This is a genomic window from Sinomonas albida (assembly GCF_004919045.1).
Taxonomy (GTDB): Bacteria; Actinomycetota; Actinomycetes; order Actinomycetales; family Micrococcaceae; genus Sinomonas; species Sinomonas albida.
The window spans coordinates 187,945-208,175 of sequence record NZ_SWDW01000002.1; the positions used below are offsets into that span (position 1 = coordinate 187,945).

Annotated in this window: 19 protein-coding genes; 16 read left to right on the forward strand and 3 right to left on the reverse strand. The window is 65.6% G+C overall.

The genetic code is table 11. The features are described from left to right. Positions 1-17: 17 nt before the first annotated feature. Together E6A26_RS02685 and rfbB are read right to left on the reverse strand one after the other, a co-directional pair. Positions 18-1,457: a sugar nucleotide-binding protein gene (locus E6A26_RS02685; RefSeq protein ID WP_136609644.1), complete on the reverse strand. Its 1,440-nt coding sequence runs from the start codon at positions 1,455-1,457 to the stop codon at positions 18-20. Further along, positions 1,454-2,452, reverse strand: coding sequence for a dTDP-glucose 4,6-dehydratase (gene rfbB, locus E6A26_RS02690; protein ID WP_136609645.1), 999 nt, complete (start codon positions 2,450-2,452; stop codon positions 1,454-1,456). Before rfbB ends, E6A26_RS02685 begins: the two co-directional genes overlap by 4 nt. A gap of 199 nt (positions 2,453-2,651) precedes the next feature. Here rfbB and E6A26_RS02695 point away from each other — a divergent pair, with 199 nt between their 5' ends. The 3 genes from E6A26_RS02695 to E6A26_RS02705 all read left to right on the forward strand — a co-directional run bounded on the left by E6A26_RS02695 (position 2,652) and on the right by E6A26_RS02705 (position 6,191). Next, positions 2,652-3,947, forward strand: coding sequence for a hypothetical protein (locus E6A26_RS02695; RefSeq protein ID WP_136609646.1), 1,296 nt, complete (start codon positions 2,652-2,654; stop codon positions 3,945-3,947). 29 nt (positions 3,948-3,976) lie between these two features. After that, complete coding sequence (gene rfbA / locus E6A26_RS02700; RefSeq protein WP_136609647.1) at positions 3,977-4,837, forward strand: glucose-1-phosphate thymidylyltransferase RfbA; 861 nt, start codon at positions 3,977-3,979, stop codon at positions 4,835-4,837. Between the two features lie 139 nt (positions 4,838-4,976). Then, positions 4,977-6,191 carry a polysaccharide biosynthesis protein gene (locus E6A26_RS02705; RefSeq protein ID WP_168928655.1) on the forward strand — a complete coding sequence of 405 codons (1,215 nt, stop codon included), beginning with the start codon at positions 4,977-4,979 and terminating at the stop codon, positions 6,189-6,191. 24 nt (positions 6,192-6,215) lie between these two features. Here E6A26_RS02705 and E6A26_RS02710 read toward each other — a convergent pair whose 3' ends face one another. Next, complete coding sequence (locus E6A26_RS02710; RefSeq protein ID WP_136609649.1) at positions 6,216-8,324, reverse strand: GH25 family lysozyme; 2,109 nt, start codon at positions 8,322-8,324, stop codon at positions 6,216-6,218. Between the two features lie 438 nt (positions 8,325-8,762). Between E6A26_RS02710 and galU the strand changes: the two genes are divergently transcribed. The 13 genes from galU (at position 8,763) to ftsX (ending at position 20,231) form a co-directional block, all read left to right on the forward strand. Then, positions 8,763-9,656 (forward strand): UTP--glucose-1-phosphate uridylyltransferase GalU, encoded by an 894-nt coding sequence (gene galU, locus E6A26_RS02715; protein WP_136609650.1) that lies wholly within the window; start codon positions 8,763-8,765, stop codon positions 9,654-9,656. An 86-nt stretch (positions 9,657-9,742) separates the two neighbouring features. After that, the gene (locus E6A26_RS02720) at positions 9,743-10,579 is read left to right on the forward strand and encodes a CHAD domain-containing protein (protein ID WP_136609651.1); all 837 of its coding nucleotides are present in this window, start codon (positions 9,743-9,745) and stop codon (positions 10,577-10,579) included. Positions 10,580-10,712: 133 nt separating this feature from the next. Then, complete coding sequence (locus E6A26_RS02725; protein WP_136609652.1) at positions 10,713-12,032, forward strand: acyltransferase family protein; 1,320 nt, start codon at positions 10,713-10,715, stop codon at positions 12,030-12,032. 159 nt (positions 12,033-12,191) lie between these two features. Beyond that, positions 12,192-13,415 (forward strand): CpaF family protein, encoded by a 1,224-nt coding sequence (locus E6A26_RS02730; RefSeq protein WP_136609653.1) that lies wholly within the window; start codon positions 12,192-12,194, stop codon positions 13,413-13,415. Next, positions 13,415-14,269: a type II secretion system F family protein gene (locus E6A26_RS02735; RefSeq protein WP_136609654.1), complete on the forward strand. Its 855-nt coding sequence runs from the start codon at positions 13,415-13,417 to the stop codon at positions 14,267-14,269. The genes E6A26_RS02730 and E6A26_RS02735 overlap by 1 nt, the downstream gene beginning before the upstream one ends. Beyond that, positions 14,266-15,207 (forward strand): type II secretion system F family protein, encoded by a 942-nt coding sequence (locus E6A26_RS02740; RefSeq protein ID WP_136609655.1) that lies wholly within the window; start codon positions 14,266-14,268, stop codon positions 15,205-15,207. Before E6A26_RS02735 ends, E6A26_RS02740 begins: the two co-directional genes overlap by 4 nt. A gap of 322 nt (positions 15,208-15,529) precedes the next feature. Further along, on the forward strand, positions 15,530-15,760 hold the full coding sequence (locus E6A26_RS02745) for a hypothetical protein (RefSeq protein WP_136609656.1): 231 nt from the start codon (positions 15,530-15,532) through the stop codon (positions 15,758-15,760). Between the two features lie 6 nt (positions 15,761-15,766). Continuing rightward, the gene (locus E6A26_RS02750) at positions 15,767-16,198 is read left to right on the forward strand and encodes a TadE/TadG family type IV pilus assembly protein (RefSeq protein WP_136609657.1); all 432 of its coding nucleotides are present in this window, start codon (positions 15,767-15,769) and stop codon (positions 16,196-16,198) included. Positions 16,199-16,232: 34 nt separating this feature from the next. Beyond that, positions 16,233-16,652 carry a hypothetical protein gene (locus tag E6A26_RS02755; RefSeq protein WP_234864933.1) on the forward strand — a complete coding sequence of 140 codons (420 nt, stop codon included), beginning with the start codon at positions 16,233-16,235 and terminating at the stop codon, positions 16,650-16,652. Further along, positions 16,649-17,134, forward strand: a complete 486-nt coding sequence (locus E6A26_RS02760) for a pilus assembly protein TadG-related protein (RefSeq protein ID WP_136609659.1) — start codon at positions 16,649-16,651, stop codon at positions 17,132-17,134. Before E6A26_RS02755 ends, E6A26_RS02760 begins: the two co-directional genes overlap by 4 nt. 132 nt (positions 17,135-17,266) lie before the next feature. Beyond that, positions 17,267-18,385 (forward strand): peptide chain release factor 2, encoded by a 1,119-nt coding sequence (gene prfB / locus E6A26_RS02765; protein ID WP_136609660.1) that lies wholly within the window; start codon positions 17,267-17,269, stop codon positions 18,383-18,385. A gap of 158 nt (positions 18,386-18,543) precedes the next feature. Continuing rightward, positions 18,544-19,317: a cell division ATP-binding protein FtsE gene (ftsE, locus tag E6A26_RS02770; protein ID WP_136609661.1), complete on the forward strand. Its 774-nt coding sequence runs from the start codon at positions 18,544-18,546 to the stop codon at positions 19,315-19,317. Then, positions 19,317-20,231: a permease-like cell division protein FtsX gene (gene ftsX, locus E6A26_RS02775; RefSeq protein WP_136609662.1), complete on the forward strand. Its 915-nt coding sequence runs from the start codon at positions 19,317-19,319 to the stop codon at positions 20,229-20,231. Before ftsE ends, ftsX begins: the two co-directional genes overlap by 1 nt.

The following is a 20,231-nucleotide window of genomic DNA, read 5'->3' on the forward strand; positions in this document are numbered from 1 at the left end:
GGACAAGGGCGCCTCTTTCAGTTCGCCGCGTGCTCCCTGGGCAGTTGGCGCCCTGCGATGTCGCGAAGCCGAGCATCCTGAGGTGCGATGTCGAAGCCCGTGGCCCGCAGCTTCGTGAGGTCAAGTTCGCTGTGGAGCGGCCGGGGCGCCGCGTCCTTGCCGCGGAAGTATTCCTCGGTGCTGACGCCGGTGACGTGGTCCGCGTCGTGGCCCGAAAGCTCGTAGACGCTCTTGGCGATGTCCGCCCACGACTGGGGGTCGCCGTCGTTGGTGAGGTTGTAGACGCCGTAGGGCGCGTTCGACTCGAGAAGGTGCTTGATGCCCGCTGCGATGTCCTGGGTAAAGGAGAGGCGCCCGATCTGGTCGTCGACGACGGAGGGCTTGATGCCGCGCTCGGCGAGGCGCTCCATGGTGCGCACAAAGTTCGCGCCCTCGCCGATGACCCAGGACGTGCGGATGATGTAGTGGCGGGGAACGACTGAGACCACGGCGTCGCCGGCGGCCTTCGTCTGGCCGTAGACGCCGAGCGGCGAGAACTCTTCGGTCTCGTCGTGGACGTCGGCCGTGCCGTCGAAGACGTAGTCGCTCGAGACATTGACGAGCGTCAGGCCGTATTCGACGGCGACGCGCGCGAGCCGGGCCACCGCGGTGACGTTGACGGCCCACGCCGCGCGCCGGCCCTCGGGCGTCTCGGCCTTGTCGACGGCGGTGTAGGCCGCCGCGTTGATGATCGTCGAGTAGTTCTTCCAGTTCTTGGTCTCTACCGACTTCGGGTCGGTGAGGTCGAACTCGGCACGCGCGGCGAACTCGACGCTCGCGTCGCCGTCGTACGCCTTCCGCAGCGCCTTGCCGAGCTGCCCGTCGGCACCGAGGACGAGCGTGCGCCGCGGAGCCATGGGGATGACGTCGGCGAGCCGAGGGTGGGCGCGGTCCTTGTCCGAGAGCTCGGCTTGCGCGAGCGGGATGGGCCACGGGACCGCGGCGGTCTCGTCCGCGAGATTGAGGAACGTGTACTGGCTCTGGGCGTCGGCGGACCAGTGGTCGTTGACAAGGTAGGCGTACGCCGTGCCGTCCTCGAGCGTCTGGAACGCGTTGCCCACGCCGCGCGGGATGAAGATGGCCTTCGAGGGGTCCAGCTCGGCAGTGAACACCGCGCCGAAGCTCGGGCCCTCGCGCAGGTCGACCCACGCGCCAAAGATCCGACCGGTCGCGACGGAGACGAACTTGTCCCACGGCTCGGCGTGGATCCCGCGCGTCGTGCCGGCCTTCTCGTTGAAGGAGATGTTGTTCTGCACGGGCCCGAAGTCGGGCAGGCCGAGGGCGAGCATCTTCTCGCGCTGCCAGTTCTCCTTGAACCAGCCGCGGTTGTCGCCGTGGACGGGAAGGTCGTAGAGGACGACGCCGGGGATGGGCGTCTCGTGTGCCGCCAGCGGCTTGGAGAATTCGATGCCGCTCACTGGCCCTGCTCCTTGTACTTCGCCTCGGTCTCAGCCTTCTGCGGGCGCCACCACGCCTCGTGGTCGCGGTACCACTGGATCGTGGCCTCGAGGCCGGCCTCGAAGTCCTGGAACTGCGGCTTCCAGCCGAGCTCGGTGCGAAGCTTCGTCGAGTCGATCGCGTAGCGCATGTCGTGGCCCGGGCGGTCGATGACGTGGTCGTAGGCATCGGGAGCCAAGCCCATGGTCTTGAGGATGAGCTCGACCACCGACTTGTTGTCCTTCTCGCCGTCAGCCCCGATGAGGTAGGTCTCGCCGATGCGGCCCTTCTCGAGGATCGTAAGGACGGCCGAGGAGTGGTCGTCCGCGTGGATCCAGTCGCGCACGTTCTCGCCCTTGCCGTACAGCTTGGGGCGTACGCCGTCGATCACGTTCGTGATCTGGCGCGGGATGAACTTCTCGACGTGCTGGTACGGGCCGTAGTTGTTCGAACAGTTGCTGATGGTGGCCTGGAGGCCGAAGGAACGCACCCACGCGCGGACTAGGAGGTCCGAGCCGGCCTTTGTCGAGGAGTACGGGCTCGAAGGGTTGTACGGGGTCTGCTCAGTGAAGCGCGCCGGATCATCGAGCTCGAGGTCGCCGTAGACCTCGTCGGTGGAGATGTGGTGGAAGCGGACGCCGTGCTTGCGGGCCGCCTCGATAAGGGTGAACGTCCCGATGATGTTGGTGTCGAGGAAGGGGCGCGGGTCGTGGAGCGAGTTGTCGTTGTGGCTCTCCGCCGCGTAGTGGACCACGGCATCCGCAGCGCCGACGAGCTCGTCCACGAGTGCGGCGTCAGCGATGTCTCCCTTGACGAACCGGAAGCGCTGCCCCGGGAGCCCCTTGAGGGACTCGAGGTTGCCCGCGTAGGTGAGCTTGTCCAGAACGGTGACGTGGTGGTCCGTGTGGCTCAGCGCATAGTGGACGAAGTTCGAGCCGATGAACCCGGCGCCGCCGGTGACGAGGAGACGTTGCATGATTCCTCAGGGTAGCCGATAGTCTTGCCCCAGCGCCGAACGAAAGGTGAACTCGTTGACGACAGCGGCTGGGCACCCAGCAGTGCCGGGGCCTAGCGCGGCGGCGCTCTCGGGACGACCAATTTCGTCCCTTTACCTTCGGCTCCGCAACCACAGGGCGGGCGGCCCCGCTCTGAGTGTCATCGCGAACCTCGTCGCAGTGATTTCGATCACTCTGGCAGCCTTCTGGCGCCTTCCGGGTCAGACGACCGAGACCCTGTGGGCCGAGGACGGGGGTGTTTTCCTTCGTCAGGCGCTGACTTCGCAGTTTGCGTCCGGGATTTTTGACCCCTATGAGGGATATCTCCACGTCCTGCCGAGGACCATCGCTCACATAGCGCTGCGAACTGGCCCTATCGAAGACTACGCCGTTCGGGTTGCGTGGATCTCGTGCTTGTGTGTCGGTCTCATCGGAGTCGCGGTATTCCACCTGAGCCGCCACTCGGTACCCTCCACCGCGACGCGCGTATTGCTAGCCATTATTCCGGCCCTGTTGCCTGCCGGGCCGCTCGAGGCGCTGGGAAACACCGCCAATCTGCACTGGTACATGCTGTGGCTGACCGTGTGGCTTCTGGTGTATCGGGCGCGGAACCTCGCGGCCAAGATCCTGGTCCCTGTCGCTGCCTTCGTGGCATCGAGCACCGAAATTCAGACCGTCGCCTTCCTGCCACTGCTTGTTTGGGCTGTCTGGCGGGATCGGCGAAGGCTGCCGGCGGCGATGGCGCTCATCGTCGGGATCGTCATGCAGGGCGTGACCTTTCTGACTTTCCCCCGCTCGACGTCGCCTGACGCTGCTCCGTGGGATCTGCCTAGCGTGGTGATGGGCTGGCTGCTCCAAGGCGTCGTCTCGCTCTTGCAGCCCTCCTCGGCGGCGGTCGGCGCCGCGTGGAACTTCTTCGGCGGGTGGGTTCTGTTACCGCCGATAGTCCTCGTGTGCGTGGTGCTCTGGCTGGGTTGGAACAACGGCGGGGCCTCCAGAGTCGGCACGGTCGGATTTCTGCTGGCATCGGGCATGTTCTGGGCCGCCGCGCAGCTCATCAATAACCGTGCCTTCATGAACTACGCGGAGCTGTCCCGGGACGAATGGTTCCACTTCACCTACCTGCGGTACGCTGTCGCCTCCGGGATGTTTGCCCTCGGGGCCGCGGCTTTCGCGGCGGGGGGCCGCCAGTCTCGGCCGGAAGTAGAAGAACAGCCGCCTCCGCGGAACGCAATCGAGCGTCTCAGGCGGTACGGGCCGGCTGCGGTTGGCGGCGCCGTCGTCGTGGTGTTGCTGGCGGGCTTCTTCCCCTCTTACAGCGCGCGGTCTGCTGGCCCCGTGTGGTCTGAGCAGGTGGCCGCGGCGCGTGCAGCCTGCGATGCCGACCCCAAGTTGGAGACGGCGCCCGCACGGGTGGCGCCTGCCGGCTGGCAGTTCGAGAAGGTACCGATACCGTGCTATCGACTACGTCGATAAGAAGTCGATAAAGAATCAGGAGCGAGACATTGCGTGGAATCATCTTGGCCGGCGGCACCGGTTCCCGGCTTCACCCGATTACCTTGGGCGTCAGCAAGCAGCTCGTCCCGGTCTACGACAAGCCCATGATCTACTACCCGCTGTCGACCCTTATTCTCGCGGGGATCAAGGACATCCTCATTATCACCACGCCGCACGATGCGGAACCATTTCAGCGTCTGCTCGGTGATGGTTCGAGATTCGGAATCAGTCTGAGCTACGTGCAGCAGCCCTCGCCTGACGGTCTCGCTCAAGCCTTCATCCTTGGGGAGGAGCATATCGGTTCGGATACCGTGGCCCTCGTGCTGGGCGACAACATTTTCTACGGTCCAGGCATGGGCACTCAGCTTCGGAAGCACCAGAACATTGATGGTGCGGCCGTCTTCGGATATTGGGTTAAAGATCCCACCGCGTATGGTGTCGTGGAGTTCGATGGCGGCGGTCGGGCGATTTCTCTTGAGGAGAAGCCCATGCAACCTAAGAGCCATTACGCTGTTCCCGGCCTTTATTTCTATGACAATGACGTCATCGATATTGCCAAGTCGCTTAAGCCTTCCCCCCGGGGCGAGCTTGAAATCACCGATGTCAACCGTACGTATCTTGAAGCCGGAAAGCTTCAGGTTGAGGTCCTGCCACGCGGTACCGCTTGGCTCGATACGGGGACGTTTAGCGATCTCAATGACGCTTCAAACTTTATTCGGACGATCGAAAATCGACAGGGCCTCAAAATCGGGGCTCCGGAGGAGATCGCGTGGCGTCTAGGCTTTCTTACTGACGAGGAGCTCCGGGAGCGGGCGGAGCCACTCGTGAAGAGCGGCTATGGGCGCTATCTCTTGGAACTGCTGGACTGAGTTCCTGGCCCGCGGAAGCTGGCGGTTCATTGACCGCGCCACGTCAGGCTCGCTTGCGTACCGCACAATCCTTGGGGTGAATGCCGCAAGCCTAAAACCACTGGGGAGAGGGGACCGAATCTTGGGTCGACGCTGGACGATGCTCGGACGACTCGCCAGCTTCGCCTTGACGACTGGTCTCACGAGCGTTGTGGGGCTCATTTCGGTTCCGGTGATTATCGCCGGCGCGGGGCCGTCGCTGTGGGGGATTCAGGCGGCGCTTCAGACGGCCGCAGGGCTATTCGGCATTCTCGTGTCGTTCGGCTGGGGGACCACCGGAGCTGGCGAAATCGCGGCCGCCTCAGCTGACCGTCGGCCACAGAAGTATGTCGACTCGCTCGTCACGCGCGCGTATCTCGCACTGATCGCGTACCCAGCGATGGTGGTTACTATGGGTTTGTTGAACCCGAACCACTTGGTGCTCGTGGCGGTCGGGTCGGCGACCTTCCTGATGCCGTTTCTCGGAGCGTCCTGGTATTTTATTGGGGAAGCCCGTCCAGCGCGTCTTTTTTGGCTGGACGGATTTCCGCAGTCCATTGGCGTCCTCGCCGGGGTTGTCGTCATGATCATCACACATGACCTCATTACCGTGCTAGCTGTGCAGGCGGTCTTCAACGCAGTCGGCGTCATACTGTCAGCTCGCACTATTGTGCGCTCGAGCCCCACCGCGCTTGTTGTGAGTTATGCGCCGCGAGAGTCCCTCCGCAGATTGGCTGGACAACGTCATTCAGTCATGACCGCCGCGACATCAGGTCTTTATGTGTCGGTGCCGCTGCTGCTCCTGAACGCTGTGGCCCCGTCGTCGTTGAGTCGGTACGCGATGGGAGACAAGCTGTTCCGCTTCGGTTTGACGGCCTTCTCGCCGGTCCTCCAACTCGTGCAGGGCTGGCTTCCAGCCAATGGCAGAAGCCATCTGCTAGTTCGGATGAGATTGGTCGCACGCCTCGTTCCCGCCGCTGGGGTGATCGGAGCGGTGCTCATTGCCCTGCTTGGTCCGATCGCGGCCAACCTCCTCTCTGGGGGCGAGATCGGGTTCACGTGGGAACTGTCTATTCCGTTTGGACTGATCTTCGGCGCAGTAGCGGTGACTCAGGTTGTGGGCTTGGCATGCCTCGTGCAGCTGAACGAGACACGGTCCCTTGCGCGCTCGACGCTTGCCGGCGCGATCAGCGGGATCCCGCTGATCGTCGTTGGGGCCCTCTCCTTCGGAGCTGCTGGTGTCGCATGGGCTGTTGCGCTGTCCGAACTCGTGGTCCTGGCTGTGCAGTACAGAAGCATGTATCGCGCGCTCGCGATGGCGTCAGCCCGGGCGTAGGCCAAGCCCACGAGTCCCGATCTCCTAGGAGATTCCTGTGGCGCTATTCCATGTAATGGAGCCACCTTGGAACGCCTGCGAACAGGAGGTTCCGGCCCCATTGCAGGTCTGCCCAGAGGTGGGGTAGCCATATCTTCCGCGCTCGGCGCCCGAGTTGAGCCAGGCAGTGCGGATGGGACCGCTGGGGGACAGCTGGGCGCCGGTGGCCTGCGACCAGATCACAGCCCCGTTCTGGTAGTTCTGGTAGCTGCCGCCGTTGACGAGGCCGGTGACGACGCCGGTGGTGGGGTACGCGAGGGGGCCGCGTTCGGCGCCTGAGTTGAGCCAGGCGGTGCGGATCGGGCCGCTGGGGGACAGCTGGGCGCCGGTGGCCTGGGACCAGATGACGGCGCCGTTCTGGTAGTTCTGGTAGCTGCCGCCGTTGACGAGGCCGGTGACGACGCCGGTGGTGGGGTACGCGAGGGGACCCTGTTCGGCGCCTGAGTTGAACCAGGCAGTGCGGATCGGGCCGCTGGGGGACAGCTGGGCGCCGGTGGCCTGGGACCAGATGACGGCGCCGTTCTGGTAGTTCTGGTACGTGCCGCCGTTGACGAGGCCGGTGACCACGCCGGTGGTGGGGTACGCAAGGGGACCCTGTTCGGCGCCCGAGTTGAGCCAGGCGGTGCGGATCGGGCCGCTGGGGGACAGCTGGGCGCCGGTGGCCTGCGACCACATGATCGCGCCATTCTGGAAGTTCTCGTAGCAACCGCCGCCGGCAAGCCCGCACACTACGCCTGAAGTCGGGTAGCCCAGGGGACCCTGTTCGGCGCCTGAGTTGAGCCAGAAGGTGCGGATGGGCCCGTTGGGGGAGACCTGGGCGCCGGTGGCCTGGTTCCAGATGATGGCGCCGTTCTGGTAGTTCTGGTAGGTGCCGCCGTTGGCGAGTCCGCCGACGACGCCGGAGGTCGGGTAGCCGAGCGGGCCGCCTTCGAAGCCGGTGGCCTTCCAGGCGTCGCGGATGGGGCCGTTGGGGGAGACTTGGGCGCCAGTGGCCTGGGACCAGATGACGGACCCGTTCTGGAAGTTCTGGTAGGTGCCGCCGTTGACGAGGCCGGTGACGACGCCGGTGGTGGGGTAGCCAAGCGGTCCGCTCTCAAAGCCGGACGCCTGCCATGCGCCGCGGATGGGTCCGCTTGGCGAGATCTGGGCTCCGGTCGCCGCGCTCCAGATGATGGACCCGTTCTGGAAGTTCTGGTACGCCCCACCGTTGACTAGGCCGCCAAATACTCCGCCGGTCTGGGCGCCGATATTTGCGCCGCCTGCTACGGCGCCAATGGCCGCGCTCGGGTTGGTGTCGCCGTAGGTCGCAAAGCGTTGAAGTCCGGCATAGTCGCCATTCCAAACGTTCGAGTCGCCGACGAACGGGCCAGTCGAGCTGTACTGCCACACACTGAAGTTTCCCCAGCCCGCAGGCAACGTCGGCCCCGATTGGTTGTAGGCCGCGACCCAAAGCGGGTTGTTGGCGAAGCCGCCGAAGTTGCCGGTGCACTGGCTCCACCAGTCGGCCGTCGTGTAGATCATGGGGCGCCGACCTGTGAGCGAGAGCATCGTGTTGCTGAAGTCGGCGATCCAGTTGACCATCGCCGACCCGCCCATGTTGTAGCACGTATCGCCCATGTTGACGCCGTTGATGGTCTGGCCCTTGTAAGGGTTGTACTCGATATCCAGAACCGGCGGCATCGTGATGCCGTCCGGCGACCATCCGCCGCCGTTCTGGACGAAGTAGTTCGCCTGGTTGTTTCCACTGGACCAATTCGGAATCGCGAAGTGGTACGCGCCGCGGACCATGCCCGCATTCATGGAATTGGTGTATTGCTGGGGGAACGCGGCGTTCGTGTAGTAATTGCCCTCGCTCGCCTTGACGTAGGCAAAGCGTACGCCTTGGTTCCATTGCCCTTGCCAATCGGTCGTATCAGTCGCGCCGTTGGCCTGATAGGCACTCACGTCGACGCCGGCGACACCCCATCCCGGTTGCCAGGTGCTAATGGCCAAGGGAACACGCAGAGCCATGCCGCGCGCGGGCGAGCCACTCTGCTTCGGGTTCTGCGGGTTGACCTGGCCCATCTTGGCACCGAGCCCCACGGCGCGCCGCATGGCGTCACGCAGCTGGTCGTTTCCGCCCGGATTCGACGTCGCCGCCTGGATGACCCCGGGAGAGGGCGTGGACTGCGAAGGCCGGGGGGTAGGCGTTGCTGAGGCGGACGGCGCGGACGTGGCCGATGCCGTTGAAGTCCCGGTGGGGCTGGGACTCGGCGTTTGGACCGGCGACGGTTGCGCCATTGCCATGGGAACGCCCAGACCGCCCACCAGACCGATTGTGAGGAGCGACAAGCTCACTCTCTGAGAGATGGATTTTAGTGTCATTGCCCGCCCGCTTAGCTGTTCCGATCCTCATGCACGAGTGACCAGAGCAACCATAGCAGCGATGTTAAAGGTGTGAATAGAGTGATGCCAGTACAGTGGAGATTCCTAGGGTGATCCTGTCAGATCCTTGCGCTATCTGCTGCCGGGCCCGTCCCGTAGGCTACGTCCATGCCCCAAACTCGCATAACAAAGGCGGTCATCCCCGCCGCCGGCCTCGGTACGCGATTCCTCCCGGCAACGAAGGCGATGCCCAAGGAAATGCTCCCCATGGTGGACGCTCCGGCTATTCAATATGTCGTCGCCGAGGCTTCACGGGCTGGCTTGAATAATGTGCTCGTCATCACAGGACGCACGAAGCGGGCTCTGGAGGATCATTTCGATCGGGTTCCGTCGCTTGAGGCTGCGTTGGAGCGCAAGGGCGATGAGAAGAAGCTTGCGGCGATCCAGGAGTCGAGCAATCTGGGCGATATCCACTATGTTCGCCAGGGCGATCCGAAGGGTCTGGGGCGTGCGGTGCTGTGCGCGCAGCGGCATGTGGGGGACGAGCCGTTCGCGGTGCTGCTGGGCGATGACCTGATCGACGAGCGTGATGAGCTGCTGGCGGAGATGATCCGGGTCCAGCAGGCCACGGGCGGTTCGGTGGTGGCGCTGATGGAGGTGCCGCGGGAGGCGATCTCGGCGTATGGTTCGGCGGATGTGACGGCGGTGGAGGGCGAGTCGTTCGTCCAGGTTCATGGGCTGGTGGAGAAGCCGGCGCCGGAGGATGCGCCGTCGAATCTGGCGATCATCGGCCGGTATGTGCTGCATCCGGCGGTGTTCGATGTGCTGCACGAGACGGGTCCGGGGCGGGGTGGGGAGATCCAGCTCACGGATGCGCTGCAGACCCTCGCGGCCCGTGATGGCGAGGGTGGCGGGGTGTACGGTGTGGTGTTCCGCGGCCGCCGTTACGACACCGGGGACAAGCTCAGCTACCTCAAGGCCGTCGTGACCCTAGCCTGCGGGCGCGAGGATCTTGGGCCCCAGTTTCGACCTTGGCTAGAGGAATTCGCGGCCGGTCTCTGAGCTCCACGGACTTGGCCCCGGCTGAGGCCGGGGCCGCCTCCGCGGATCCGTTGCCGTGCCTCAGGTGCCGCGAGGACACTTGAGGCATGGACACCGCCACGAGCGCGGCCGCAGCGATCGGCGGCTATGTTGACCACTATCTCGACAAGCTCCTCGAGCTGATCCCGGCCGCGGCCAGCGGCGACGTCGAAGCCATTCACGATGCGAGAGCGGCTCTGCGGCGCGTCCTGTCCGTTCACCGCGGGTACGGAAAGTCGCTCTTCAAGGCGAAGGGATCGCGCCTCAAGGAGGCGCGCGCCGTCGTCCGCCATCTCGGTGCTGTGCGGGACCCGCAAGTGGCCCTCGGGCGGCTTTCGCAGCCCCCGCTGCCTCAGGACGTCGCCAGCCTTCCCGCGCTGAGGCGGGCCCTTGAGGATCGTGCCGACGAAGGTCTGGCCCGGCTCCACCCCAAGAAGCTTCGTCGGCGGGCCGAGGGGGCGGCAGGCGCCCTGCGGCTCCGCGATGCCGACTTCCCGAACGGGGCCGTGGCAGAACTCCTCCGCCAGCAGTGGGAACTGTGCGAGCGTCTCCGTCTCGAGGCGCAAGCGTATTCGGCTGGCGCGGCGCGCTGGACGCATCTCCACGCAGAGCGCAAAGCGCTCAAGCGTCTCCGCTACATGGCGGAGTCGCTGCAGGCGTGGGCGTCGGACGGCTCGGCCCGTGTGGCTGCCGGGGCGGAGCAGCGGCAGGAGGCGCTCGGAGCACTCAATGACTGCTGGCAGCTCGAGCTCTGGCTCGTCGGTGCCCTGCGGCTCAAGGGTGTGAGCGAGGACGACGTCGTGCGCCTGCTGGGCGCCGAGGACGGCGCCTTGTCCGCGTGCGACGGCGACTACCGCGCCGTGGCCGCTGAGCCGATCCGGCGTCCCGAGCTGCCGACGGCCTAAGCCTCGGGCGCCTCGCAGTTTCCCCCAGGCCGCGCGGACTACCTCAGTCCGCGGCTCGCCGCTCGACGGTTCGCAGTTCAGATTTTGTGCACGCTAGACTTCCCGAAGACCTCTGACCCACGGGAGCCCGAGCATGCATGAACCAGCGACTCCCTTGGCTCCCTCGTGGGGCCGGCGGCTGGCAGGCATCGAAGGCCTCAGGGGTATCGCCGCGGTTTCGGTCCTGTTCTACCATTTGGGCCTGGCGGCAACCTATAAGGTTCTCGTTGGTCCAATCGGCACCGTACTTACCCTCTTTAACCAGGGCCTGACGCTCTTCTTCGTGCTCTCAGGGTTCTTGCTCTTCAGGCCGTTCGCCGTCTCCATTCTCGCCAGTGGTTCTCTCCCATCGTTGAAGCGCTACGCGGCCAACAGGCTGCTCAGGATCTATCCGGCCTACGTGGTGGCGTTTGCTTTCACGGCACTCTTGGTGGGCGCGGCGTTCATTAAGGGCAGCACGCATGGTCTCGGGCCTGACAACGTCGGAAGGCTCACCGATCCGCTGCAGATCTTCGCCAACCTCCTCCTCGTCCAGATGTTCATCCCGCAGTACGTCATGACCGGACTCCCGGTTTCGTGGACCCTGACAGCAGAGATCACCTTTTACCTCGTGCTGCCGCTGATGGCGTTGTCCGCTATGGGAATAGCCAAGGCCAGCAAGAACACGAGATTCGCGGCTTGGCTATGGCCAGTCGTTATGGTCCTGCTGGGCCTAGGTCTGACCCTTTGGGCTCATTCCGCGACTCAGGGTCTGTCGCCGCAAGCCGCTGGAGACTTTGGATTTGGCCAGACGTGGTCGGCTGTCCTGCTGCGCAGCCTGCTCGGACAGGCGGATCTCTTCGGCTACGGCATGATTGCAGCCCTCGTTGTAACTCTCATGCACGAGAGTCACGTGTTCCGCATTTCGACTTCCATCAAGGTTTCGTTGCTGGGCGCGGCGGCTGGTGTGGAGATACTCGGCTTTTCGGTGGCCAGTCCGCTTCTCACGAACCTGTCCGGGGTGGCTGCTGCTCTCGTGCTTCTTGCGGTTGTACTGCCCTCGTCGCGCGGTGCCGGCATCAATCGCGGGGCTACGGTCCTCGAGTGGCTTCCGATCCGGCTCGCGGGGCTGATGAGCTACAGCATCTATCTGTGGCACCTTCCTGTCATCCTGTGGCTGATCACCCACCACCTCATGGTTGGAGACAATGCCCGGTCGATGCCTCTTAACGGCCTCCTCGTCCTGGCGATGACCGCCCCTCTCGCGGCGTTGACGTACTACTTTGTTGAGCGGCCGGCAATGAGACGCAAGAAGCCCATCGGAAAGCCTGCTGAAAATCAACCTCGCGATGGTCTGACGCATGAGGTGCGGACCGCACGGGCCGATTCTTCGAACTCCGAACTGGCCGAGGTCGAATCGAAGGGCCGAGGCTAGATTCGCTCGGGCGAAACTTATCCACAGCCTCACGGCTCCCGTGCCCGGTGGCGTTGAGCGTCGGTTAGTCTGAGTCCCGTCGGCTGGGGAGCCGGCACGCTGCGGCATCGCACCTGCTCGCGGCGAGGGGAGCAGCCGAGGCTGCACTTTGGGGGATGTATGGACGCCATGCGCATCGTCGAGGGCGAGGTCCGGGAGCTGATCCGCCTCCGGGGCCTCGATCCGTTCGAGCAGGCAGACGAGATCAGACGGCTCGTGGACGCGGCCGTCGAGGACTACGACGAACGGGCCCTTCTCGGTGCGGTGCCGCCGCTCGGGGGTTCGCACGCGGCGCGGAAGACCGTCTTCGACGCGGTCGCCGGATTCGGGGTGCTCCAGCCGCTGCTCGACGATCCGGGCATCGAAGAGGTATGGATCAATTCGCCGCGCGAAGTATTCGTTGCTCGCGGCGGAGCATCTGAGCTCACGTCGGTGGTCTTGTCCGAGGCGCAGATCCGCGATCTCGTGGAGCGGATGCTCAAGACGTCTGGGCGGCGGCTCGACTTGTCGAGCCCGTTCGTCGATGCCTCACTGCCTGACGGGTCGCGCCTTCACGTCGCGATCCCCGATGTCACGCGGCGCCATTGGGCCGTGAACATCCGCAAATTCGTGGCCCGCGCGTCGCGACTCGATCACCTTGTGGGGCTCGGTTCGCTGACGCCGCAGGCGGCACGCTTCCTCGCCGCCGCGGTGGCGGGCGGTCTCAACATCCTCGTCTCGGGCGCCACCCAGGCTGGCAAGACAACGCTTCTCAACTGCCTCGGCGCCGCCATCGGCTTCCGTGAACGCGTCGTCACCGTCGAGGAGATCTTCGAGCTCCAGTTCACGCTCCGCGATGTAGTGGGCCTGCAATGCCGCCAGCCGAACCTCGAGGGTACCGGCGAGATTCCGCTCCGCAGGCTCGTCAAGGAGGCTCTGCGGATGCGTCCGGACCGGCTGGTCGTGGGGGAGGTGCGCGAGGCCGAGAGCCTCGACATGCTCATCGCGCTGAACTCCGGCCTTCCGGGAATGTGCACGGTGCACGCCAATTCGGCGCAGGACGCCGTGACCAAGCTATGCACCCTGCCACTCCTTGCAGGCGAGAACATCTCGAGTGCGTTCGTGATCCCCACCGTCGCGAGCTGCATCGACCTCGTAGTGCACTGCGCCCGCCGCGCCGATGGGCATCGGTACGTCGCGGAGATCCTGGCCCTCGGCTCCAGAGTCGAGAACGGTGTCATCGAGACGTCGACCGTCTTCGCCCTCGAGGACGGCGTGCTCAGAACTCGGACCGTGAGCCTCCCGAAGCCGGAAAAATTCGCCCGCGCGGGAATCGACCTCGCCGGATTGCTGGGGGCCGCGTAGTGGCCGCGGGTCTTGGGCTTCTGGGCGGGCTGGGCGTGTTCCTCGTGTGGTGGTCCTGCTGGGAGAGTCCTCCGCGGCCACCACGCTCGCTTCGCGCGGGCAGGGTGGAGCGGCTGATCCGACAAGCGGGGATTCAGCGCGTGAGCCCCGCCGGTCTCCTCGCCTCATGCATGGCGTTTGGGCTTGTGGTGGCTTTCTCACTGTTTGTCGTCACCGCGGCGTGGCCCGTTGCTGCGTGCTTTGGGCTTTTCGCGTCGTGGCTCCCCATGGCGCTCGTGAGCTGGCAAGCGCGGCGGCGCGCAGGCGTCGTGCGCGAGCTCTGGCCTGACGCCGTGGACCACTTGAGGTCGGCGATTCGAGCGGGGCTTCCGCTGCCAGAAGCGCTCATACAGCTCGGCACCAAAGGCCCCGAACCCCTCCGCGCCGTTTTCCTCGACTTCGCCGGAGACTACCGCTCGGGTGGCAGTTTCGGGAGCGCGCTCGACCGGCTCAAGGAACGGCTTGCTGATCCGGTGGCCGACCGGATCATCGAGGCGCTGCGGCTCACCCGGGACGTCGGCGGATCCGACCTCGGCCGTCTGCTGGGGACGCTCGCGGAATTCCTGCGCGACAACGCCCGCACCAGGAGTGAGCTTGAAGCCCGCCAGTCGTGGACGGTCAACGCTGCCCGCCTGGCGGTCGCGGCCCCATGGCTCGTTCTCCTGCTGCTCGCGACGAGGCCGGAGGCCATGGCCGCCTATGCCAAGCCCGCCGGGCTCCTCGTCCTCGGCGGAGGCCTTGCCGCATCTGCCGTGTGCTACCGCCTCATGCTGCGCATCGGATCACTTCCGGCCGAAAGGCGCGTGCTCCGTTGAGTGCGGCGACGGGACTCTCCGTGCTCTGGGGCTCACTTCTCGGCGCTGGCCTCTGGACGATCTTCGTCCGGCTTCCGATGATGCGCCGCACCACGTTCGCGGATCGCGTCGCCTCCCAACTGCGTGGGGTGGACGCTTCGTCACGACTGCTTCGCCGCGAGTCGGTTTCGGTGGCTCCGTTCGGTCCTCTTGAGCGCATCGTGCGTCCTCTCATCACGGACGCCGTGGCCCGGGTGTCGCGGTGGAGCGTCGGCAATGCCGCCCTGTCCAAGCGACTGGCGGCCGCAGGATCATCCCAAAGCGTCACGGACTTCCGTGCCGAGCAACTGGTGTGGGCCGGGGCGGCATTCGCCGCGGCTACTGCCGGAGGCGTCGCCCTCACCCTGTCGGGGCGCATCTCGCCCGCGCTCGCCGTGCTATTCGTGCTCATGGCCCCCGGATTGGGAGTTGCGGGCCGCACCTACCTCCTGGCGAACGCCGTGCGAGCGCGCCGGCGGCGCATTCTGTCCGAGTTTCCGTCGATCGCCGACATGATGGCCCTCGCGGTCGGCGCAGGTGAGACTGCCGCCGGCGCCCTCGAGCGGACAGCGCGGCTCTCCCACGGGGCGCTGTCCGAGGAGTTCGCTCTCGTCCTCTCGGACTCACGGTCCGGCACTCCCTTTGTCGGCGCGCTCCAGAAGATGGCGGACCGCGTGGGGCTTGCGCCGATCTCGCGCTTCGTCGATGGGTTGGTCGTCGCCCTCGAACGCGGCACGCCGCTCGCAGACGTTCTTCGGGCCCAAGCACAGGACGTCCGCGACGTTGCCAAACGTGAGCTCATGGAGGCTGCAGGGCGAAAGGAGATCGGAATGATGGTGCCACTCGTCTTCGGAGTGCTGCCTCTCACGGTGCTTTTCGCCGTCTATCCCGGCGTTGCTGCGATCACGCTGGCCCCGTGAGACCAATTGGCGAATTTGCAACACCGGGCGGTGCGCAACCAAACCGGCGACGACAAAGTGGGAGCAAGAAGGGGAGAAAGACGGGGAGAAAGACCGGGAGCAAGGCGGGGAGCAAGGCGGGGAGCAAGGCGGGGAGCAAGACGGGCAGCAAGACGGGGCGCAAGCCCGAGGACCCACCCGTGACAGGGGAAGCCGCGTCAGGAACCCCCACCGCCAGGAGACGCTACACATCGCCACACAAGAGGATCAACTAGAACGCACCACAAGAAGATGCGGCAGCAGAAGCGCACCAGAAGAAGTGCACCGGAGGATGGGGGAAAGAATGTACATCATTGTCAGCGCCACCATATATGGAGGGCTTTTTGCGCACCTTGGCGCTCGCCTGGACGCGTTGTCAAAGCGGGTCCGCGGCGCACACTCCGAGCGCGGCGATGTCCCGGGCTGGGTCATGATCACGCTCATGAGCGCCGTTCTCGTGATGGGACTCTTGGCGATCGCCGGTCCCGCCCTTGAAGGACTTTTCCAACAGGCGATTAGCAAAGTCAGCAAGTAGTGCGGCATGCGGACGCGATCGTTTGCGCGGCGCAGCAGAATCCTGTCGGGCGGCCACGAAGGGAGGTCGAGACGAGTCGAGCGCGGATCCGCTCCAGCCGAGTTCGTCATGGTCGGCGGGCTCCTGACCATGCTGGCCTTAGCCACGGTCCAGCTCACCCTCATCCTTCACGTGCGCAACACGCTCACGGACGCGGCTGCCTCGGCGGCTAGATACGGTTCGCTCGCGGATCGAGGCGTGGAGGACGCCAAGCAGCGCGCGGAGGAACTGGTCGATTCTTCGCTGGGGGAGGCATTCGCGTCGGACATTTCGGCAGGGGAGACTACGGTGTCGGGGAGGCGCGTTCTCGAGGTCCGGCTCAGGTCTCCGCTTCCGCTCGTTGGGTTGGCGGGGCCGGCGGGACTTCTCACGGTGGCGGGCCATGCTCCGCTTTTTTGAGCGGTGGCGGCCACGTGCCGGCTATCCAGCTGCCGTGACTGACGGAGAACGCGGGGGTGCAGTGGTCGAGTTCGTTTTGCTCGGGTCGCTCTTGCTCGTCCCGGTGGTCTATTTCGTGGTGACCGTCGGCACGCTTCAGGGCGCGTCATACGCCGCAGCGGGCGCCGCGGATCATGCTGCGAAGATCTTCGTGCGCGCGGCCGACCCCGCGTCTGCACGTGCGAACGCCGAGGCCTCCGTGAGTCTGGCGATGTCGGACTTCGCGATGGACGCCTCGGCGTGGACCATGAGCGTCGCCTGCGATCGGCCAGCCTGCCTCGAAGCAGGCGGAGTCGTCACGGTCACGGTGGGTGTGGACGTCCCGCTCCCGCTCGCGCCCGACCTCGGGGGAGGACCGCTCAAGGCCGGGCGGGTGGGCGCGAGTGCGAGCCAGGTTGTCGGGCGTTTCCGATGACGGTCCGGAAGCCTTTCGCCCGCGCCGCCCTGGTGTCGCGCCGCGAAGCCACCGGTGAGACGGGCCAGATTGCCGTGCTGGCGATCGGCTATGTGGTCCTGTGTCTGCTCGTCGCCGGCGTCGTCACGGGAGTATCCGCGGTCTACCTCGAGCACAAGCGGCTTCTGTCAGTGGCCGACGGCGCCGCCCAGGCCGCCGCCGACAGCTTTACTCTCGCCGACGTCTCGACCGGATCAGGGCCGCCCGTGGCGATCCTCGCGAGCGAGCGCGTGCGCGCCACAGTGCAGAGCCACCTTGGGCGCGATCCCGCCGCGGCCCGGATCGAGGGGCTGACTGTTGCTGCGTCGACTGGGTCACCGGACGGCCGCAGCGCCAAGGTGACGCTCAGCGCCGTCGCCCGATTGCCGCTTGTTGGCATCTTCATGCCGGAGGGGGTGCCGATCGAGGCGACGTCTACGGGGAGGGCGCGGCTCGCGCGGTAGTAGTGGGAGGCTGCAGATCGAGGCGGCGTCTACCCGGAGGGCGCCGTGCTCGCGGTGGCGCCGTGCTCGCGGCAGGGCCGTGGCTGGTGGGCGCGGCCCGCGTAGTAGTCGATGGCGTAACCTTGGATGGTTATGGCTGAGATCGACTTTCCCGCAGAAATCCGCGCGCTGCGCTCCACGCATGCGTCCATCGAGCAGGTAACTGACGTCGAGGCGCTCCGCGCTGAGATCGCCGAGCTCAGCGAGGCGGCGGGAGCACCGGACCTCTGGGACGACCCGAGCAAGGCGCAGCAGGTGACCTCCCGGCTGTCGCACCGTCAGTCGGAACTTGAGCGCGTCGAGCAACTCGGTACTCGGATCGACGACCTTGAAGTGCTCGTCGAGCTGGCCCAGGAGGAGAGCGACGCCGACTCGCTCGGCGAGGCGTCGAAGGAGCTCGGTTCGATCCGCAAGTCCCTCGAGGAACTCGAGGTCGTGACGCTCCTCAACGGCGAATACGACGAGCGTGAGGCCGTCGTCACGATCCGCTCGGGTGCGGGCGGCGTTGACGCGGCCGACTTTGCCGAGATGCTCATGCGCATGTACCTCCGCTGGGCGGAACGCCGCGGATACTCGACGAAGGTCATGGACACGTCGTACGCGGAGGAGGCCGGAATCAAGTCGGCGACCTTCGAGGTGAACGCGCCGTTCGCGTACGGGACGCTCTCGGTCGAGGCCGGAACCCATCGCCTCGTGCGCATCAGCCCGTTCGACAACCAGGGCCGCCGCCAGACCTCGTTTGCGGCCGTCGAGGTCATCCCGCTCATCGAGCAGACAGACTCCATCGAGATCCCGGACAACGAGATCCGCGTCGACGTCTTCCGCTCCTCGGGCCCGGGCGGACAGTCGGTCAACACGACGGACTCCGCCGTGCGCCTCACCCACCTTCCGTCCGGCATCGTGGTGTCGATGCAGAACGAGAAGTCTCAGATCCAGAACCGTGCTGCCGCAATGCGAGTCCTCCAGTCGAGGCTTCTCCTCCTCAAGAAGGAGCAGGAAGACGCCGAGAAGAAGGCCCTCGCCGGTGACGTCAAGGCATCGTGGGGCGACCAGATGCGCTCCTATGTGCTGAATCCGTACCAGATGGTCAAGGACCTTCGGACCGAGCACGAGGTGGGCAACCCGGCCGCCGTGCTCGACGGCGACATCGACGACTTCATCGATGCCGGCATCCGCTGGCGCGCGTCGCAGCGCCAGAGCAACACGGACTAGGCAGCGGCCGCGAGGGCGTAAAAGGCGACACGCCGCGCAGGGAACCCGGTCCGGTCTGGGCTCCGTGCTTATAGTCGAGCAGCCGGCGCCTTCCGTCCCCGAGCCCCGCCCGTGCGCCGGGTGCCTGACGCATCGCGTCGCGCCGGGCCGGAAGTGTCATGATTCGCTTCGACAACGTCACGATGGCCTATGACAAAAAGGCCCGCCCGGCCCTTGATTCTGTCTCCATTGAGGTGGAGCGCGGAGAGTTCGCGTTCCTTGTCGGCCCCTCGGGTTCCGGCAAGTCGACGTTCCTCCGGCTCGTGCTCCGCGAGGACCGCGCGACCGCGGGGGCGGTTTTCGTCGCGGGCCAGAACGTCGCCAAGCTCTCGAGCTGGCGCGTCCCGCGCCTGCGCCGTGGAATCGGCGTCGTCTTCCAGGACTTCCGACTCCTTCCCCAGAAGACGGTCTTCGCCAATGTTGCCTTCGCAATGCAGGTGATTGGCAAGAACCGCAGCGTGATTCGCGAAACGGTTCCCGAGGTGCTCAAGACCGTGGGGCTCGAGGGCATGGGTCATCGCATGCCCCACGAGCTTTCGGGTGGTGAGCAGCAGCGCGTCGCTATCGCACGCGCCGTCGTCAATCGGCCTGGGATCCTCCTCGCCGACGAGCCCACGGGAAACCTCGACCCCACCACCTCGCAGGGCATCATGCAGGTCCTCGACAAGATCAACCAGAACGGGACCACCGTGGTCATGGCTACCCACGACGACGACATCGTCAATTCCATGCGGAAGCGCGTGATCGAGCTCGGCAAGGGCCGGGTCGTCCGTGACGAGGCCAAGGCCCTCTACACGTCGATGATGCCGGTGGTGCCCTCGCGACGGTCTGAGCAGGGACGCCTGAGAGAGCGCGTGACGACCCCCGCCGGCCTGGGCGAGGAGGAGAACTGATGCGCCTCGCGTTCATTCTCGGTGAGATCGCGAGCGGCCTGCGCCGGAATCTCGCCATGGTTGTCTCGGTCATCCTCGTGACGTTCGTATCGCTCACGTTCGTGGGTGCAGCCGGCATGCTCCAGCTCCAGATCAATCAGATGAAGGGCTACTGGTACGACCGCGTCCAGGTTGCGATCTTCCTGTGCGGCCCAGGATCGTCGGCGGCCGGCTGCTCTGGCGGTGCGGTCACCCCGGACCAGCAGAAGTCGATCCAGGCCCTCCTTGCATCACCGGCCGTGGCGCAGTACGTCAACGACTACCACTTCGAGTCGCAGGCGGAGGCGTACCAGCACTTCAAGGAGCAGTTCGCGAACTCCCCGATCGTGGACTCCGTGACGCCGGACCAGCTTCCCTCGTCCTTCAGGATCAACCTCAAGGATCCCGAGAAGTACCAGATCATCAGCGAGACGTTCTCCTCGCGACCGGGAGTCGAGACCGTGATCGACCAGCGGCAGCTGCTCGAACGCCTGTTCTCGGTCATGAACGGCGCCTCGTTCGTGGCGATCGTCATCGCGGCCGTCATGATCGTGTGCGCGATCCTGCTCATTGGGACCACCATCAGACTTTCCGCGTTCAGCAGGCGACGCGAGACCGGCATCATGCGCCTCGTCGGCGCCTCCAAACTGGTGATCCAACTTCCCTTCGTCCTCGAGGGGGTGATAGCCGCCGTCGTCGGAGCCGTGCTCGCCTCGGCGACCCTCTGGGCCGTGGCGAGATTCTTCCTCGGCGACGTCCTCGCAAAGCAGTACCCGGACACGGCCTTCATCTCACCGACGCAGGCCCTCATGCTCTCGCCGCTGCTCATCGGCCTGGGTGTCATCCTCGCGGGCACCTCGTCGATGCTGACGCTCCGTCGCTATCTGAAGGTCTGA